Origin of the sequence: Pseudomonas sp. 1912-s, assembly GCF_029269205.1 — a bacterium.
Lineage (GTDB): Bacteria > Pseudomonadota > Gammaproteobacteria > Pseudomonadales > Pseudomonadaceae > Aquipseudomonas.
In genome coordinates, this window is the sequence record NZ_JARIXR010000015.1 from 13,007 (window position 1) to 29,775 (window position 16,769).

General features: G+C 62.8%; 14 protein-coding genes. 7 read left to right on the plus strand and 7 right to left on the minus strand.

Annotated features, from left to right (window positions below):
• Positions 1 to 102 precede the first annotated feature (102 nt).
• The 3 genes from P3C29_RS19010 to P3C29_RS19020 all read left to right on the plus strand — a co-directional run bounded on the left by P3C29_RS19010 (position 103) and on the right by P3C29_RS19020 (position 3,006).
• Positions 103 to 1,512: a circularly permuted type 2 ATP-grasp protein gene (locus P3C29_RS19010; RefSeq protein WP_010169365.1), complete on the plus strand. Its 1,410-nt coding sequence runs from the start codon at positions 103 to 105 to the stop codon at positions 1,510 to 1,512.
• A gap of 2 nt (positions 1,513 to 1,514) precedes the next feature.
• Entirely contained in the window at positions 1,515 to 2,465 is a 951-nt protein-coding gene (locus P3C29_RS19015; protein ID WP_010169366.1) for an alpha-E domain-containing protein, read from the plus strand.
• A 109-nt stretch (positions 2,466 to 2,574) separates the two neighbouring features.
• Positions 2,575 to 3,006 carry a nuclear transport factor 2 family protein gene (locus P3C29_RS19020; protein ID WP_010169367.1) on the plus strand — a complete coding sequence of 144 codons (432 nt, stop codon included), beginning with the start codon at positions 2,575 to 2,577 and terminating at the stop codon, positions 3,004 to 3,006.
• A 4-nt stretch (positions 3,007 to 3,010) separates the two neighbouring features.
• Here P3C29_RS19020 and msrA read toward each other — a convergent pair whose 3' ends face one another.
• The 3 genes from msrA to msrB form a co-directional block, all read right to left on the minus strand.
• The gene (gene msrA, locus P3C29_RS19025; RefSeq protein WP_010169368.1) at positions 3,011 to 3,706 is read right to left on the minus strand and encodes a peptide-methionine (S)-S-oxide reductase MsrA; all 696 of its coding nucleotides are present in this window, start codon (positions 3,704 to 3,706) and stop codon (positions 3,011 to 3,013) included.
• A gap of 147 nt (positions 3,707 to 3,853) precedes the next feature.
• Complete coding sequence (locus P3C29_RS19030; protein ID WP_275965179.1) at positions 3,854 to 5,614, minus strand: cytochrome c biogenesis protein DipZ; 1,761 nt, start codon at positions 5,612 to 5,614, stop codon at positions 3,854 to 3,856.
• Between the two features lie 29 nt (positions 5,615 to 5,643).
• Positions 5,644 to 6,156 carry a peptide-methionine (R)-S-oxide reductase MsrB gene (msrB, locus tag P3C29_RS19035; RefSeq protein WP_169388357.1) on the minus strand — a complete coding sequence of 171 codons (513 nt, stop codon included), beginning with the start codon at positions 6,154 to 6,156 and terminating at the stop codon, positions 5,644 to 5,646.
• 276 nt (positions 6,157 to 6,432) lie between these two features.
• Here msrB and P3C29_RS19040 point away from each other — a divergent pair, with 276 nt between their 5' ends.
• Complete coding sequence (locus P3C29_RS19040; RefSeq protein ID WP_003217086.1) at positions 6,433 to 7,143, plus strand: response regulator transcription factor; 711 nt, start codon at positions 6,433 to 6,435, stop codon at positions 7,141 to 7,143.
• Positions 7,140 to 8,606: a HAMP domain-containing sensor histidine kinase gene (locus P3C29_RS19045; protein WP_275965180.1), complete on the plus strand. Its 1,467-nt coding sequence runs from the start codon at positions 7,140 to 7,142 to the stop codon at positions 8,604 to 8,606. The genes P3C29_RS19040 and P3C29_RS19045 overlap by 4 nt, the downstream gene beginning before the upstream one ends.
• Here the strand turns inward: P3C29_RS19045 and P3C29_RS19050 are convergent.
• Both P3C29_RS19050 and P3C29_RS19055 read right to left on the minus strand, forming a co-directional pair.
• Entirely contained in the window at positions 8,569 to 9,510 is a 942-nt protein-coding gene (locus P3C29_RS19050) for an alpha/beta hydrolase (protein ID WP_275965181.1), read from the minus strand. The two genes, P3C29_RS19045 and P3C29_RS19050, sit on opposite strands and share 38 nt — an antisense overlap.
• Positions 9,467 to 10,429, minus strand: coding sequence for an AraC family transcriptional regulator (locus tag P3C29_RS19055; protein WP_201124013.1), 963 nt, complete (start codon positions 10,427 to 10,429; stop codon positions 9,467 to 9,469). Before P3C29_RS19055 ends, P3C29_RS19050 begins: the two co-directional genes overlap by 44 nt.
• A gap of 96 nt (positions 10,430 to 10,525) precedes the next feature.
• Between P3C29_RS19055 and P3C29_RS19060 the strand changes: the two genes are divergently transcribed.
• Both P3C29_RS19060 and P3C29_RS19065 read left to right on the plus strand, forming a co-directional pair.
• Positions 10,526 to 11,485 carry an oxidoreductase gene (locus P3C29_RS19060; RefSeq protein WP_275965183.1) on the plus strand — a complete coding sequence of 320 codons (960 nt, stop codon included), beginning with the start codon at positions 10,526 to 10,528 and terminating at the stop codon, positions 11,483 to 11,485.
• A 59-nt stretch (positions 11,486 to 11,544) separates the two neighbouring features.
• Positions 11,545 to 12,753: a serine hydrolase domain-containing protein gene (locus P3C29_RS19065; RefSeq protein ID WP_201124009.1), complete on the plus strand. Its 1,209-nt coding sequence runs from the start codon at positions 11,545 to 11,547 to the stop codon at positions 12,751 to 12,753.
• Here the strand turns inward: P3C29_RS19065 and P3C29_RS19070 are convergent.
• Together P3C29_RS19070 and P3C29_RS19075 are read right to left on the minus strand one after the other, a co-directional pair.
• Positions 12,713 to 15,001, minus strand: coding sequence for an ATP-dependent DNA helicase (locus P3C29_RS19070; RefSeq protein WP_275965184.1), 2,289 nt, complete (start codon positions 14,999 to 15,001; stop codon positions 12,713 to 12,715). The genes P3C29_RS19065 and P3C29_RS19070 overlap by 41 nt on opposite strands.
• Positions 14,998 to 16,647 carry a VRR-NUC domain-containing protein gene (locus tag P3C29_RS19075; RefSeq protein ID WP_275965185.1) on the minus strand — a complete coding sequence of 550 codons (1,650 nt, stop codon included), beginning with the start codon at positions 16,645 to 16,647 and terminating at the stop codon, positions 14,998 to 15,000. Before P3C29_RS19075 ends, P3C29_RS19070 begins: the two co-directional genes overlap by 4 nt.
• Positions 16,648 to 16,769: the final 122 nt, after the last annotated feature.

The window sequence follows — 16,769 nt, forward strand, 5'->3', positions numbered from 1 at the left end:
CAGGCCTGTTGGCACCATCAGCCACGGGCTCATAAAAAAATGCGTTTTCTAAAGCGGCAGTGCCAAAGCGCAGTTAGTCCCGGCACTGACAAGGTAATTGGAATGGCTCGATCTTTCTTTGATGAAATGAATGACGCACAAGGCGTTTGCCGTGCGCACTATCAGGAATTCTCCCGCTGGCTGGCCAATACGCCGCCAGAACTGCTGGCCCAGCGCCGCCGTGAAGCCGACCTGCTGTTTCACCGCGCCGGGATCACCTTCACCCTGTATGGCGACGAGCAAGACACCGAGCGCCTGATCCCCTTCGATATCATCCCCCGCAGCATCCCCGCCAGCGAGTGGAGCGTCATCGAGCGCGGCTGTATCCAGCGGGTCAATGCATTGAACATGTTCCTTGCCGACATCTACCACGACCAACGCATCATCAAGGCCGGAATCATCCCCGCCGATCAGGTGCTCGGTAACGAGGGTTACCAGAAGGCCATGGTCGGCCTGGACCTGCACCGCGATATCTACTCGCACATCTCCGGGGTCGACCTGGTTCGCGATGGCGACGGCACTTACTACGTGCTCGAAGACAACCTGCGCACCCCCAGCGGCGTGAGCTACATGCTCGAAGACCGCAAGATGATGATGCGCCTGTTCCCCGAGGTGTTCGCCAAGCAGCGCATCGCCCCGGTGGACCACTACCCCAACCTGCTGCTCAAGACCCTGAAAAGCTCCAGCCGCCTCGACAACCCGAATGTGGTGGTGCTGACGCCGGGCCGCTTCAACAGCGCGTTTTTTGAGCATGCGTTCCTGGCCCGGGAAATGGGCGTCGAACTGGTGGAAGGCGCCGACCTGTTCGTGCACGACCTCAAGGTGTTCATGCGCACCACCGATGGCCCCAAGGCCGTTGATGTGATCTACCGTCGCATCGACGACGCCTTCCTCGACCCGCAGGCGTTCAACCCCGACTCGATGCTCGGCGTCCCGGGGCTGGTGGCCGCCTATTGTGCGGGCAACGTGGTGCTGGCGAACGCCATCGGCACCGGCGTGGCGGACGACAAGTCGATCTACCCGTATGTGCCGGAGATGATCCGTTTCTACCTGGATGAAGAGCCGATCCTGCAAAACGTGCCGACGTTCCAGTGCCGCAAGCCGGACGAGTTGTCCCACGTCCTCGCGCACCTGCCGGAACTGGTGGTCAAGGAAACCCAGGGCTCCGGCGGTTACGGCATGCTGGTGGGCCCCGCTTCCAGCGCCGCCGAGATCGAGGACTTCCGTCAACGCATCAAGGCCCGCCCCCACGCCTACATCGCCCAACCGACCTTGAGCCTGTCCACCTGCCCGACCTTTGTCGAAAACGGCATCGCGCCCCGGCACATCGACCTGCGGCCATTTGTGCTTTCGGGCAAGGAAACCCGCCTGGTGCCCGGTGGCTTGACCCGCGTGGCACTGCGCGAAGGCTCATTGATCGTCAACTCGTCGCAAGGCGGCGGAACCAAGGACACCTGGGTGGTGGAGGGCTGAGTATGCTGAGTAGAACCGCCGCAGATTTGTATTGGATGTCCCGTTACCTGGAGCGCGCCGAGAACCTGGCGCGCATGCTGGAAGTCAGTTATTCGCTGTCGCTGATGCCCCAGGCCGGGCGCAGTGACGGGCTGGACGAGTTGGCCATGTCGTTGCTCAGCAGCGGCACCCTGGACAGTTACCTTGAGCGCCATCAACAGCTGGACGCCGAGCGCATGCTGCACTTCTTCGCCCTCGACGAGGAAAACCCGGCCAGTATCTACAACTGCCTGCGGGCCGCTCGCGGGAATGCCCATGCGGTGCGCGGGCGGATCACCGCCGACATGTGGGAAAACCTCAACGCCACCTGGCTGGAGATGCGCAGCATCGCGGCCGGCGGGTTGGCGCGCCATGGCATCAGCCACTTTTGTGACTGGGTGAAGCAGCGTTCGCACCTGTTTCGCGGGGCCACTTCCGGGACGATCATGCGTAATGACGCGTATCGGTTTATCCGGCTGGGCACGTTTGTCGAGCGAGCGGATAACACCCTGCGCCTGCTGGATGCGCGGTATGAGATGTTTGGCGAAGAGTCCGAAGAGGTCAGCGACCTGTCGGCACGCGGGTATTACCAGTGGAGCGCGTTGCTGCGGGCGTTGTCGTCGTTTGAGGCGTATACGGAGCTGTACCCGAATGCGTTGAATGCGCGGTCAGTGTCGGAGCTGTTGCTGTTGCGCAGTGATGTGCCCCGCTCGTTGCATGCGTGTATCGAGGAGTTGAGCCACATCCTGGCGGATTTGCCCGGGAGTTATGGGCGCACGGCCCAGCGCCTGGCGGCCGAGTTTGAAGCGCGGCTGAGGTATACGGGGATTGACGAGATTCTGGAGGACGGGCTGCACAGCCGGCTGACGGAGTTTATCGACACCGTGCGCGAGCTGGCGCGGGCGATTCATAGCTCGTACCTGGAAGTGGTCTGATGTGCGGCTCAATCATATAACTGTCAATTTGGATCATTGATCGGCCTTGGTGCCGCTCTTATGTTGGTGGGGTGCAACGCCCCGCCAATCATAAGAACAGGTGCCCGACATGTCCGAACAACTGAACCTATCGCCCCAGGCCGCCCACAGCCTCAAGCGCTGGCACGCCATGCTGGTTGCCGGTGATTTGAAAGCCCTCCCCGAATTGCTGGCCCCCGACGCGGTATTCCGCTCGCCCATGGCCCACACGCCCTACCCGGGCGCGCCGGTGGTGTCGATGATCCTCAACACCGTGTTCAACGTCTTTGAAGACTTCACCTATCACCGCGAGCTGGCCACCGCCGACGGTCAAAGCGTGGTGCTGGAGTTCAGCGCACGGGTGGGTGACAAGCAGCTCAAGGGCATCGACCTGATTCGCTTTAACGAGCAAGGGCAGATCATCGAGTTTGAAGTGATGATCCGCCCCTTGAGCGGGCTGCAAGCCCTGGGTGAGGAAATGGGCCGGCGCCTGGCGCCCTACCTGGCAAAAGCCAAGGGCTGAGAGCCTACTGGTTTTTCACCAGCACCGGCTCTGCCCGGTATTGATCGGGGAACAGTTTTTTCAGCTGGGCCACCTTGGGCAGATCGTTGATCACGATGTACGGGTAGGACGGGTTTTCCGTCAGGAAGTCCTGGTGATAGGACTCCGCCGGGTAGAACGCCTTGCCCATTTCGATCCTGGTCACGATCGGCTTGTCGAAGGATTTGGCGGCGTCGAGCTGGTCGATGTAGGCCTGGGCGACTTTTTGCTGTTCGGCATTCTGGGCAAAGATCGCCGAGCGGTACTGGGTGCCGCTGTCCGGCCCCTGGCGATTGAGTTCCGTGGGGTTGTGGGCCACCGAGAAGTAGATCTGCAGCAGCTTGCCGTAGCTGACCTTGCTCGGGTCGTAGGTCACGGAGACGGATTCGGCGTGGCCGGTATCACCGCCGCTGACGCTTTCGTACTGGGCGGTGCTGGCCGCGCCGCCGTCATAGCCGGAGACGGCGTTTTTCACCCCCTGCACGTGTTGGAACACGCCCTGCACGCCCCAGAAGCAGCCGCCGGCGAACACCGCGGTTTGCAGATTGCTACCGTTTGCCGGCAGGTCCATGGCCGGTGGTGCGATGGCCACGGCGTCGTCGGACGGGCCGAAAGAGAACGCCGAGGCGTGGCCGACGAAGGCAGCAAACGCGAGGGCCGGTAAGTAATTAAGCAGTTTCATCTCATTCACTCCAAGACATCAGAATAAACACGGTCAACGGTGGGAGCTGGCTTGCCTGCGATGGCGGTGGTGAATTCAACATCGCTATCGCAGGCAAGCCAGCTCCCACATTGATTGGGTTTTCAGTTCAAGCGTTACGTCGCCGGGTTAGCCGAAGGTGAAGGCGTAAGCCGCCACGTGTGGGTCAAGAAACTCGATGCTGAACGTACGATCCTTGACCGCGCCCGGCTGACGAACAAGCTGGTACAAGCGTTGTTCGGTCACGGTGCCGCTGCCGTCCGGTGCGACGTCGGTGCCATGGGCATCACCCGGCGCCTGGCCGTCGACGGTGACCTTGAAGCGCACCGGCTTGCCGTCGGCGCCAGGGCCCAGCACCAGGTGCAAATCACGGGCGTGAAAGCGGTAGACGATCTTGCCGTTGGCCGCCGCGAGGGTGGCTTGCTGCCCACCGACGTTCCACTGGCCTTCCAGGGTCCAGTTGTTCAGCGCGAGATTGCCGGCTGCCGGGTAGTTGGCGACCTTGTCAGTGGCCAGGGTGCCGGTGGACACGAAGTTCTCGGCACGCTGGAAGCCCAGGTAGGTTTCCGGCGATTGCACTTCGTTCATGTCCGGTGCGGCCTGGATGCCCTTGGCGTCGGCTTCGATCAAACCGCCCGCCACCTGGGTGGCGCCCGCTTCACGCAGCAGTTGCTGGATAACCCGTTCGGACTCGGCGTAATCACCCTCGCCAAAATGGTGGTAGCGGATCTGGCCCTTGGCGTCGGCAAAGTAATGCGCCGGCCAGTACTGGTTGTTGAACGCGCGCCAGATTTTGTAGTTGTTGTCGATCGCCACCGGGTAGGTAATGCCCAGGTCCTTCATGGCCTTGGTGACGTTGTTGACGTCGCGCTCGAAGGCAAATTCCGGGGCGTGCACACCGATCACGACCAGGCCCTGGTCACGGTACTTCTCGGCCCAGGCTTTCACGTACGGCAAGGTGCGCAGGCAGTTGATGCAGGAGTAGGTCCAGAAATCCACCAGCACCACCTTGCCTTTCAACGCCTCGGCGGTCAGCGGCTCGGAGTTGAGCCATTGCACGGCGCCGTCCAGCGGCGGCAACTGGCCTTCCACCGGCAGGGTGTCGCTGTGGTTGGCCGACATCATCATCGCGCCACCGGCCATCATCGCCCCGCTCTTCTGTTCAGGCTTGGCGCTGAGTTTTTCCACCAGGCTCTGTTCCAGGCCGCCGGTGGAGGCCGTCGACAAGCGTGCGAGAATCCCGGTGTCCAGGCCCAGGGCAATCGCCGCCACACCCGCCAGCATCAGCGCGCCCAAGCCGCGACGCAGCCATTCACCGGCACCGAGCGAGCGCTTCATGAAGCCAAAGACTTTACCGCCGACCAGCAGCGCCAAGGCCAGGGAGGTGGCAGCCCCGGCCGCGTAGGCCAGCAAGAGCAAGGTAGTGCCGATACTGGCGCCCTGCAGCGCGGCGCCCGTCAGCACCAGCCCCAGGATGGGCCCGGCGCACGGTGCCCACAGCAGCCCGGTGGCCACGCCGATCAGGAACGATGCGCCGGGACGCGGCCGCGAATCGGCCCCGGCGGCTTCCGACAGGCGACTGCCCGCGGCCACCAGTGGCCGGGTCAGGCGCTCGGACAGGCTGGGCAGCAGCAGCGTCAGCCCGAATAGCGCAACAAACAGCAACGCGAGCCAGCGACCGTACTGATTGACTTGCACCACCCAACCGCCGCCCACCGCCGCGAGCGACGCGACCAGGGCGAAGGTCATCGCCATCCCCAGCAACAGCGGCAAGCCACTGCGCAAAAACGGCTGCCCGGTGCGAGCGAAGACAAAAGGCAGAACCGGCAGGATGCAGGGGCTGACAATTGTCAGCACGCCGCCCAGGTACGCGAGAACCAAAAGCCACATGGGGTATTCCCTTATAAGACGACATTGAATTAAGCCGCGGTGAACGTCATGGCTGCGCCGTTCATGCAGTAGCGCAGGCCGGTGGGGGCCGGGCCGTCGTCGAATACGTGGCCCTGATGGCCGCCACAGCGCCGGCAGTGGATTTCCTTGCGCACCACGCCAAAGGAGGTGTCGACGTGGCTGGCCACGGCGTTTTCCAGCGGTTGCCAGAAGCTGGGCCAGCCGGTGTGGCTTTCAAACTTGGTGGTCGAGGAATAAAGAGGCAGTGCGCAACCGGCGCAGGCGAAGGTGCCATTGCGGTGTTCACTGTTGAGCGCGCTGCTGTAGGGGCGTTCGGTGCCCTCCTCGCGCAGGATCGCGTATTGCTCGGCGGTCAGCAGGGTGCGCCATTCGGCATCGGTGTGGCTGACTTCGAAGTTTTCGGCGGCCTCGGCTTCGGCGATCAGCCCGGGGCCGGCGTTGATTTTTTGCAGCAGGCCACCGGCGATGACCGCGAGCCCAAGGCCGCCGCCGGCCAGCAAGATCTGTCGACGTGAATACATGACCTTCTCCTAAGTTCCAACGCTATACGGCCGGCAAATAACCCTGTGGCGAGGGGGCTTGTCCCCCGTTGGAGTGCGCAGCGCTCCCGCTTTTTTTGGGGCCGCTACGCAGCCCAACGGGGGACAAGCCCCCTCGCCACAATTTTTGCCATTGCGATGAGTGAAGGTTAGGCCCGGGGTGGTCGCGGAATCCTCACGCAGAGTTAAACAATTCGTGATAACTACACTGTTGCAAAAGCCGCACAATGCGCGAATTACGAAGACAGGTTTCTATCAATGGATCAGCCCAAACGTGTCCTGGTGGTCGAGGACGATGCCCATATTGCCGATTTGATCTGCCTGCACTTGCGGGACGAGCAGTTCGAGGTGGTCCACAGCGCCGACGGTGACGAAGGCCTGCGCCTGCTGGAGCAAGGCGGTTGGGATGCGCTGATCCTCGACTTGATGCTGCCCGGCGTCGACGGCCTGGAAATCTGCCGGCGGGCCCGGGCCATGACGCGCTACACGCCGATCATTATCACAAGTGCCCGCTCCAGTGAGCTGCACCGCATCCTGGGCCTGGAACTGGGGGCCGACGACTACCTGGCCAAGCCGTTTTCCATGCCGGAGTTGGTGGCGCGGGTCAAGGCACTGCTGCGTCGGGTCGACGCCATGGCGCGCAACCTGAAGATGGACGCCGGCAGCCTTGACCTCGGCCAGTTGTTCATCAACCCGCTGACCCGCGACGCCACCCTGCAAGGCCAGCGGCTGGACCTCACGCCCCGGGAATTCGACCTGCTGTACTTTTTCGCCCGCCAGCCGGGCAAGGTGTTTTCGCGCATGGACCTGCTCAACGCCGTCTGGGGCTACAGCCACGAAGGCTATGAGCACACGGTCAACACCCATATCAACCGCCTGCGGGCCAAGGTCGAGGCTGATCCGGCCAACCCGGCGCGCATCCTCACGGTGTGGGGCCGTGGCTACAAATTTGCCGAGCAGTCCGCATGAGGCTGACCCTGACCCAGCGCCTGTCCCTGGTGTTCGCCCTGTTGCTGTTGATTTGCAGCGGCACCTCGGCGTGGCTGCAAGTGCGCTCCAACCACATGCATGAGCTGGAAGTGGTGCAAGGCCTGTCCCGCGACCTCGCCGCGCACATCGCCCGCGACACCCAACTGATGGACGCCGACGGCCTGAAGCCTGAGGCGGTGCGCAACCTGTTCAGCCAATTGATGCTGGTGAACCCGAGCGTCGAGGTGTACCTGCTGGACATCAACGGCCGCGTGGTTGGCAATGCGGCGCCCAGCGGCCACCTGCGCCGCGACCAGGTCAACCTGGCACCGGTGCGGCGGTTCCTCAGCGGAGCAATGTTGCCGATCCTCGGCGATGACCCGCGCAGCGTCGACGGCCTCAAGGTGTTCAGCGCCGCACCGCTGCGGGTCAATGGCCAGCAGGCCGGCTACCTGTATGTGGTGCTGTTGGGCGAGGCCCATGATGTATTCGACGCCCGGGACGCCACCGGCATGGCCCTGAATATCGCCCTGTGGTCCATCGCGCTGGTGGCGTTGCTGTGCCTGTTGGCGGGTTTGACCGCGTTTGCATGGATCACCCGGCCCCTGCGGCAGTTAACCGAAAAGGTTGGCCAGTTCGATATCAACGGCGCACCGAAAGTCCCGCAAGCCGTGGCCCCCGAGGTGGCCAGCCAGGATGAGATTGCGGTGCTCGACCACGCCTTCGTGCAGATGGAAAACCGCCTGGGTGAACAGTGGCGGGCCATCACTCATCAAGAGCAGGAACGCCGGGAGATGGTCGCGAATATCTCCCACGACCTGCGCACGCCCCTGGCCTCCTTGCATGGCTACCTGGAAACCCTGTCCCTGAAAGACGCCAGCCTGACCCCGCAGGAACGCCGGCGCTACCTGGGTATCGCCCTGGACCAGAGTCGCAAGGTCGGTGGGCTTGCCCAGTCGCTGCTGGAGCTGGTGCGCCTGGAACACGGGTTTGTGCAGCCGGTCATCGAAGGTTTTTCGTTGCCCGACCTGGTGCAGGACATCTTCCAGAAGTTCGAACTCACGGCCGAAGCCCGCAGCATCACCCTCACCGCCAGCCTGCCGCCGGTAGTGCCGACCGTATTGGCGGATTTGGGCCTGATCGAACGGGTGCTCACCAACCTGCTGGACAATGCCTTGCGCCATACGCCGCTCAATGGCGAAATTGAAGTGACCCTGGCGCCCAGGGCCGGCGTTGTTGAAGTGACGGTGAGCGACAGCGGCCCGGGGATTGCGGCGGATTTGCGCGAAGGTCTGTTCCTGCGTGCGTTCACCATTGGCGGTGCCCGACGCGATGGCGGCCTGGGCTTGCGCATCGTGCACCGGATCCTGCAGTTGCACGGTCAGGAAATCCGCCTGATCGACGTGCCAGGACGCGGCGCGACGTTCACGTTCGCCCTAGAAACCCGACCAGCAACTCGTTGACCCTGGCCCCCTGCTCGTTCTGAATCCAGTGGCCGCAGTTGGCCAGGACCGCTTGCTGCAGGTTGGGCACCACCTCAGGCATGCGCTTGAGGGTGTGAGCTTCGAACACGCCCACCGGGTCGCGGTCGCCGATCAGGAACAGCGTCGGTTGCAGCACCTGTTTGCCGGCCATGAACTCGGTGCGCTGCCAGTTACGCTCGAAGTTGCGGTACCAGTTCAACGGGCCGCGAAAGCCGTCATTGGCGAAGGTCTGCACATACACATCGAGATCCTGCTGGCTGCACCAGGCCGGAAGCTTGCCCGGCAGCGGGACACCTTCCAGCAGTTTCGCGCTGGCGGGTTTCTGCTGCAGGAACACGTCCTGGTCCTGCATGAACAGGCGCAGGGTTCGCTCAATGTCGGCATCCAGCTCCTTTTCGGCCACGCCCGGGGCCTGGAAGTACAGGATGTAATTGAAGCGATCGGCGTACAGCTCGCGCATGATCTCGATCACCGGCCTGCGCGAGCGCCCGGCGAACGGCACCGACATCGTTACCAGCCGGGTGACCCGCTCAGGCTCCAGCAACGCCAGGTGCCAGGCCACCACTGCGCCCCAGTCGTGGCCGACCATGACGACCTGGCGATGCCCGAACAGGTCCATGGCGCCCTGGATATCGGCGCACAGGGTCAGCAGCTCATAGTCGGCCACCTCCGGCGGCGCGCTGGACTGTCCATAACCGCGCATTTGCGGCACAAACACCCGATAACCCAGCGCGACAAGCGCCGGAATCTGCTCGCGCCAGGAGTACCAGCACTCGGGAAACCCATGCAGCAGCCACACCGGCGGACCGTTCTCGGGCCCGGCGATGTGCACGTTCAATTCAATGCCGTTGACCTTGACCTTCTGCTGCTGGATCTCGCTCATCACTGGGTTCCTTGTGTGGGGTTCGCTCGCGGTATTCCCGGGGAGAGCAGGCCATCACCCGCTTGAAAGCATTGCTGAACGCGCTGTCTGACTGATAACCCAGGGACTGGCCGATCGTGGACACGCTGTTATCGCTGGCTTTCAAGGCCTGCACCGCCAGGTGCATGCGCCAGCGGGTCAGGTATTCCTGCGGTGCCAGTCCTACCCGTTGCTTGAAGTGCAAGGCAAAGGTAGAGCGGGATTGACTCGCCACGGCGGCCATTTCATTCAATGTCCAGCGCCGGGCAGGTGCCGCGTGAATTTCCCGCAGCACCGGAGCCAGCCTTGGATCGGTCAATGCCCCCAACCAGCCAGTGGCGTTCGCGCCCATGGAAGATTGATAGAGCCGCAGGATTTGCACCAGCATCATTTGCGCCAAATGCTCGGTCATCAGCGCCGCACCTTGTAGCGGGCTGGCATATTCCCGGGCCAGGCGGTCCAGGCACCAGCGCAATACGGCGGCCTGTTCGGAGTGGGCGCTCACCCGCAGCACCGGCGGCAGGCTGTCCAGCAACAGCCGAGCGTCATCCCCGTAGATAAAGCGCCCGGCAATCAAAAACAGATCCACCGTGTCCCCCAGTGTGGCGATACCGCCCACCGCATCGGCATACACCTCCCGTGCATCAACGCCTTCACCCGACAGATGACTGGACAGCCTCCACGGGCGTGCCTGGGTCAACAGGAAACAATCACCCTCATACAAGCGCATCGGCACCACCAGCCCTTCCACCTCCAGCCAGCAACTGCCCTCCACCACCGCGTTGAACTTGATGCCGTCCGGCGCCGCAAAGTTAATGGCCCATGTGCCTCCGGCCTTCAGGCCGGCGAAGGTCGAGCGATGGCTTTTTAACAGTGCCAGCACATCGGAAAGGGTATCCATAAAAGCTCCGGACGATCGCGACAGAAAAACGGACTCTAGGGCATTCCGCGTCCGGGTTCCAGCGGGGAACCTAGGCCTCCCTTAAGGAGATCTTTCATGACTGAAAAACAAATCCCGGTTGGCAGCGGCTTCAACGCCTGCACTACCGCCCTGCAAGCCTTGGCGGCCTGCGACTTGCTTGGCAAGACTGTGATCGTCACTGGCGGCTATTCCGGCATTGGCCTGGAAACTGTTCGCGTGCTGTCCAACGCCGGTGCACAGGTGATCGTTCCCGCACGGGATCCTCAAAAGGCCGAACGCAATCTTGCGGGCATTATCGGCGTTGAACATACCAGCCTCGATTTACTCGACCCGACCTCAATTGATCGCTTTGCCGAAAACTTTCTATCCAGCGGGCGGGCATTGGACCTGCTGATCAATAGCGCCGGAATCATGGCCACGCCACTGCAACGGGATGCACGAGGCCTCGAAGCTCAGTTCGCTACCAACCACCTGGGCCACTTCCAGCTCACCGCAAGGCTGTGGCCGGCGCTGTGCCAGGCCCGCGGGGCACGGGTGGTTTCGGTGTCGTCCCTCGGCCATCGGCTCAGCCCTGTGCACTTCGATGACCCGCAATTTGAGCGCCGCCCCTATGACAAGTGGCTCGCCTATGGCCAATCAAAAACCGCCAACGCGCTGTTCGCGGTAGCGCTCGACCGACGCGGTATAGCTGATGGTGTGCGCGCATTCTCCGTGCATCCTGGGGAAATTCTCACTGACTTGATCCGCTATTTGAACAAGGACGACCTGGCGTTCGTCGGTGCCCTGGATGACCAAGGCAATATCCGTCGCGCCAGTCACTACAAGAGCCCCGAGCAAGGCGCCGCAACGTCGGTATGGTGCGCCGTCAGCCCGCAACTAGAGGGTCTGGGCGGAGTCTACTGCGAAGATTGCGATGTGGCTGCGCCGTCGCAGGATGACTCCCGGCGTAACGGAGTACGGGCTTGGGCCGTCGACCCGGAGCAAGCCGAACGTTTGTGGGGACTGAGTCAGCAACTGTGCAGTGTCTCGTTGTAGTTTGGGGCCCTTGTGTTCATATTTGTTGGTCATGCACTACCGATGAGAGAGCCTGACCCATGCAGCCGTCTACCAGACACCTTGTGGCCTTCGCCGCCTCGCTTTGCACTACCCTCGCCTGCGCCGACAGCCAGGACCCGCTGCTCGCGCAACGGGTGGATGCGGTAGTCGACAGCGCCATTGCCGACAAGCGCCTGGTGGGCACAGTGGTGCTGGTGCTGCGGGATGGGCAGTTGGTTTACCACCGTGCTGCCGGGTTGGCGGACCGGGAAGCCGGGCGGCCGATGACGGAGGACACGATCTTTCGCCTGGCATCGGTCACCAAGCCGCTGGTCTCCGCCGCCGCGATGCACCTGGTGGAACAAGGCCGCCTGGGCCTGGACGATCCGGTCAGCCGCTGGCTGCCCGACTTCAATCCCAAGCTGGCGGATGGCACCACCCCGGTGATCACCGTCAGCCAATTGCTCAACCACACCGCCGGCCTCAGCTACGGTTTTCTGGAAAGCCCGCACGGACCCTACCGCACCGCCGGGGTTTCCGATGGTTTGGGCGAGCCGGAAATCAGCTTTGCCGAGAACCTGAAGCGCATCGCCAGCGTGCCCTTGAGTTACCCGCCGGGTACCGGCTGGCAGTATTCGATGGCCACCGATGTGCTGGGTGCGGTGCTGGAAAAAGCGTCGGGCCAGCGCTTGCCGGAATTGCTCCATGAGTCGGTGACCGGGCCTCTGGGCCTGCGCGATACCGGGTTTGCCGTGACCGACCTCACGCGGCTGGCCGCCGCGTATCAGGATGGATCACCGCAGCCGTTGCGTATGGTCGACAAGGCCACCATCACCTCGGGCAACAGCACCGCGCTGTTTGATGTGCGGCGGATTCTTGATCCCCGTGCCTACCCTTCCGGCGGCGCCGGCATGGCCGGGACGGCAAGTGATATTGCGCGGTTCCTGGAAACCATTCGCCAGGGCGGCGCACCGATCCTGTCCGCGCACAGCGTGCAGTTGATGGTCACCGATCAGGTCGGCGCCATGGCGCAAACCCAGGGCCCGGGTTGGGGGTTCGGTTACGGTTGGGCGGTGCTGAATGACCCGGCGCTGACGGGCACGCCGCAATCCCGTGGCACCTTTGAATGGGGCGGTGCCTACGGTCACAGCTGGTTTGTCGACCCGCAGCAAAAGCTCACAGTGGTCGCATTGACCAATACCGCGTACGAAGGCATGTCCGGGCTGTTCACCCACCAGTTGCGGGACGCGGTGTATCCGCCGCAGTGATCGACCACCAGCGTGGCAACAACTGCCGCACTCGGGCTTCGCCAAAACGGTCATCGATCAGCATCACCACGCCGCGGTCCTGCTGGCTGCGAATCACCCGGCCCGCGGCCTGCACCACCTTCTGAATGCCCGGGTACAGGTAGGTGTAGTCGTAACCGGCGCCGAAAATCGCGCCCATCCGCACTTTGAGCTGCTCATTCACCGGGTTCAGTTGTGCCAGGCCCAGGGTGGCGATAAACGCACCGATCAGTCGCGTTCCCGGCAGGTCAATGCCTTCGCCGAATGCACCGCCCAGTACGGCAAAACCGATGCCCTGGCTGTGCTGGGTGAACTGGTCGAGAAACGCCTGGCGCTCGGCCTCGGCCATGCCCCGTGATTGCTGCCACAGCGGGATGTGCGGGTGCCGTTCGGCCAACAATTGCGCCACTTGCTGCAAATAATCGAAGCTGCTGAAAAACGCCAGGTAGTTGCCCGGCGCCTGCGCAAACTGTGTGGCGATCAGCTCGACGATGGGTTCCAGGGACGCCTGGCGATGCACGAACCGGGTGGAGATCCGGTCGACGATATGCACCTGCAATTGCTCGGCCTTGAACGGCGACTCCACATCGACCCAGGCCGTGTCGGGCGGCATTCCGAGCAAGTCCGCGTAGTAATGCCGCGGGCTCAGGGTGGCGGAAAACAGCACGCTGCTGCGGGCCGCCGTCAATCGCGGGCGAATGAACTCGGCGGGCACTACGTTGCGCAGGCACAGATTGGATGAGCTGCGTTTGCCGCTGAGTTCGCGCTTGCTGATGTCGAAAATGAAGTGTTCGTTGAACAGTTCGGCGACCTTGGCGAACTGCAACGCCTCGAAGTAAAAGGCCTGCAGGTCGCCATTAAGCGCTTCGGGGTGATCGTTGAAATACTCGCCCATGGCGCTGGTGCACAGGCTCAACGCTTGCAGCAGTTTCTCGGGTTTGCGGGCATAGGCCTGATACGGCGCGACTTGTTCTTTGTGCAAGGCGTTCCACTCTCGGTTCAGGCGCTGCAAGGACTTCTTGAGCGGTTCCGGGGCGGTGTCACGAAACGTCTTGAGGCTGTACTGATCGAGGGCGGCGCTGTACATCGAACGGCCGCGTTCCACCAGGTTATGGGCTTCATCCACCAGCACCGTCACCCGCCACTGGTTGAGCTGGGCCAGGCCGAACAGCATGGCGCCGAAATCGAAGTAGTAGTTGTAGTCGGCAACCACCACGTCGGTCCAGCGCGCCATTTCCTGGCTCAGGTAATAGGGGCACACGTCATGGGCCAGGGCGACGTCCCGCAGGTTGCGCTGGTCCAGCAGGCGCACCTGCGAAGCGGCCTGGCGGGCGGCGGGCAGGCGGTCGTAAAAGCCCTTGGCCAAAGGGCATGAGTCACCGTGACAGGCTTTGTCGAGGTGTTCGCAGGCCTTGTCCCGCGCGACCAGTTCCAGCACCCGCAGCGGCAGCTCCGGGCTGCTGTCATAGAGCACTTGCGCGGCGTCCAGCGCCAATTTGCGGCCGGGGGTCTTGGCCGTGAGAAAGAACACCTTGTCCAGTTGCTGCGGCGCCAGGGCCTTGAGCATCGGAAAAATCGTGCCGACGGTCTTGCCAATCCCGGTAGGCGCCTGGGCCATCAGGCAACGGCCGGTGCTGACGGCCTTGTAGACCGTTTCTGCCAGGGAGCGCTGGCCCGGGCGAAACGCCGCATGGGGAAAGCCCAGGGCCGCCGCTGCGGCGTTGCGGGCTTCGCGCTGACGCATTTCCTGTTCGGCCCACCCGAGGAACAACGCGCATTGCTGGTTGAAGAAGTGTTCCAGGTCGGCGGCCTGGAAGGGTTGGCTCAAGAGGGTTTCGTGCTCGCCAACGATGTCGAAGTACACCAGCGCCAGCACAATCTCCGATAACCCGAGCTTCTGGCACATCAGCCAGCCGTACACCTTGACCTGGGCCCAGTGCAGTTGGCGGTGGTTGGCCGGCTGCTTGTCCAGGTCGCCGCGATAGGTTTTCACTTCTTCCAGCTGGTTGCGGTCCGGGTCGTAGCCATCTGCCCTGCCCCGGACTTTCAACTGCCGGTATTCGCCCTCCAGCGCAACTTCGTTCTGGTACTGGGCACTGCGCCGCGACGCCACGGTGCGGTGGCCGACAATGCCTTCCTGGGCGCTGGGGGACGGGGTAAACCGCAAGTCGAGGTCGCCGACCTTGGCGGTGAACTCACATAGCGCACGCACTGCGACGCTGTAGCTCAAGCCTGCTGCTCCGCCCAGCGCACATAACACACCGTCACGGGCATCTGGTGCTCGCCGCAGAACTCCAGCCAGCGCAATTGGTTGTCCTGCAGGCGATCACCGGGGCCTTTGACTTCGATCATGCGGTAGGTTTTTTCCTCGGGCCAGAACTGGATCAGGTCGGGCATGCCGGCACGATTGGCGCGGATATCCAGCAGCAGGCGCTCGAACCAGTGACGCAGGTGCGCGGCGGGCAGGCAGTCGAGTGCCTGGTCCAGCAGCTCTTCGCTGAGAACGTTCCAGAACACGAAGGGTGACTGGATGCCCCATTTGTCGATGTACCGCTGGCGGATGGTGGTCTTGTAGCGCTCATCGCCCAGTTGATCCAGGCATGCGGCAAACAGCTCGGCACGCCGCTGATGAAAATCCTCGCTGTGCAGGTCCACCGGGCCGCGCTGGAACGGGTGGAAAAAAGAGCCCGGCAACGGCGCAAAAATCGCCGGCCAGCACAGCAGGCCGAACAACGAATTGATCAGGCTGTTCTCGACGTAATGCACCGGCGCGCCGTGGTCGCTCAGGTGCGCCTGCACGCAATACTCCACCGACATCAGCGGCTCCGGGGCCGGCAGCTCAAGGTCCAGGCGCACGATCTCGCGGGGCTTTGCCTTGGGTATCGCCGGCTCGCCGAGTTTGCGCCGCAGCCTGGGGATCACCCGCAACAGATGCTGCTGCTCGGCGGCGCTCTCCGGTGCCACCTGCGCCTCACGGGCCAGCAGCATCGCCTGGGCGTAGTCTTCCTGGCGCTCCAGTACCCGAATCAATCGGGCCCGGGCGCCGGGATAAGCGCAGCCCCGGTAGATCGCCTCGGCCAGGGCCAGCTCGGCACTGCGCTCGCAGTACTGGCCTACTTGAAACAACAGCTTGGCCCGGCGCTTTTCCAGCCAGGGGTTGTCAGTCTGCAGGGTGGTGATGTTTTCCAATACCACGTCCAACGCCTCACCCGCTTCAAAAGCCTGCTGGCACTGGTGCAGGAACAGGAAACCGTGCACGTCGTCACGGCTGCGCAAGCCGCGGGACTCGTCGCAGAACTCGACTTTCTCGTAAGTGAAAATCCCCAGGTCTGCCAGCACAAACTCCGACCAGTCCTGGTACAGATTGCCAAAGAACATCAGGCGCAGGCGGTCGCACAGGTCCATCACCGTCAGGCTGTAGAGTTGATCGGCCACGTCCGGGCACCAATCCTGGAAGCAGCGCGCTTCGCAGAACTGGGCGGACAGCACCGCCAACCAGTCAGACTTCCTGGCCTTGGGTTGCTCGATCCAGGGTTTGAACGCCACGAGGATTTCGGCTTTCTGCAACAGGCCGAACAGCTCTTCAAACGACACCAGGCACTGATCGCTCACCCAGCCCTGCTCGAGCAACGGCACCACCGCCTCCTGCACTGCGCCGATCTCGACATAGTTGAGCTTGCCAGCGCGAAAATGCACGCCCTTGCGCATTACCATTCGCACCAGCAAGGCCTGGGACGCTTGCGGCAAGCTGTCAAATTGCTGAATGAAATGCTCTTCGTCAGGGGCCAGCAAATCGGCATAACGCTGCCCCAGCCAGTCGAGCACTTGGCGGAAGTTATGCAGGTAATAGAGCGGATCTTCTAGGGGATTGGACATTTCAGGCACTTCAGGCGCTGGATCAAATACTGGTTATGCATACAGAGTGCCGTCCCCGGCCGGCTGTTGCAATCGGTAATAGATCAAAGGCACACGCAACTTTTTGCGTAATAATGATCAGA